This window comes from Micrococcus sp. HMSC31B01, assembly GCF_001816085.1.
In the GTDB taxonomy this organism is placed as follows: domain Bacteria; phylum Actinomycetota; class Actinomycetes; order Actinomycetales; family Micrococcaceae; genus Micrococcus; species Micrococcus luteus.
Map to the genome: position 1 here is coordinate 1 of NZ_KV825277.1, position 1,019 is coordinate 1,019.

1 protein-coding gene is annotated in these 1,019 nt (G+C 73.5%); it reads right to left on the reverse strand.

Features of this window, described 5'->3' with window-relative positions; all coding sequences use genetic code 11:
• The coding region (gene lgt / locus HMPREF3105_RS09545) for a prolipoprotein diacylglyceryl transferase (protein WP_070709405.1) at positions 1 to 943 on the reverse strand (943 nt) is incomplete at its 3' end.
• Positions 944 to 1,019: the final 76 nt, after the last annotated feature.

Below are 1,019 nucleotides of genomic sequence, written 5' to 3' on the forward strand. Positions count from 1 at the left end.
CGGCGGCGCCGTCGTCGCCCTCGGGGGCGTGTCCGGCGCGCCACACGCTCTGGTGGGCGTGGGGGCCGGCGGCCGCGCCGCGATGGCGCAGCAGGATCCCGACGATGAACGCGAGGGCGATGACGAACACCAGCAGGGACGTCCACACGTTGAGCCGCTGGGTGACGCCGAAGAGCGTGACCATCTCGGCGTCGTCGATGCGCAGCATCTCGATCCACGTGCGGCCCGCGGTGTACCAGGCGACGTAGGACCACAGCATGAGGCCGTGGCGCAGGTGCAGCGCGCGGTCCACGAGGAGCAGCAGCGCGACCCCGGCCAGGTTCCACAGGCACTCGTAGAGGAACGTGGGGTGGAACAGCGTGTCCGGGGCGTAGCCGGCCGGGAAGTTCGGGCTGGCCGGGTCGACCTCGAGCCCCCAGGGCAGGGTCGTCGGGCCGCCGAAGAGCTCCTGGTTGAACCAGTTGCCCCACCGGCCGATGGCCTGGGCCAGCAGGATGCCCGGCGCGACGACGTCGCCGAAGGCCGTCAGCCGCAGCCCGTAGCGGCGGCACGCGATCCACGCGCCCACGGCGCCGAGGGCGATCGCGCCCCAGATGCCCAGTCCACCGTTCCACACGTACAGGATCTGGATCGGGTCGCCCGTGCCGTCGAAGCCGGGGCCGAAGTACCGGTCCGGTGAGGAGAACACGTGGTAGAGCCGACCGCCCACGAAGCCGAACGGGATGGCCCACAGGGCGATGTCGAGCACACGGTCCTCGGGGCCGCCGCGGGCGCGCCACCGACGCTCGGCGAGCCACAGCGCCAGGACGATGCCCAGGATGATGCTCAGCGCGTACGCGTGGATCTTCACCGGGCCGATCTCGAAGCCGTCCCAGGTGGGGGCGGGGAACGCGGCCAGGGGTGCGAGGGCGGCGGGGGACGCCAGGGAGGCCAGGGCGGTCATGCTCAGCCCTCCCGGACGGCGCCGGCGGCCAGCTCGCGGGCGAGGGCGCCGACGGCCTGCGGCCCGCCGTCCGTCA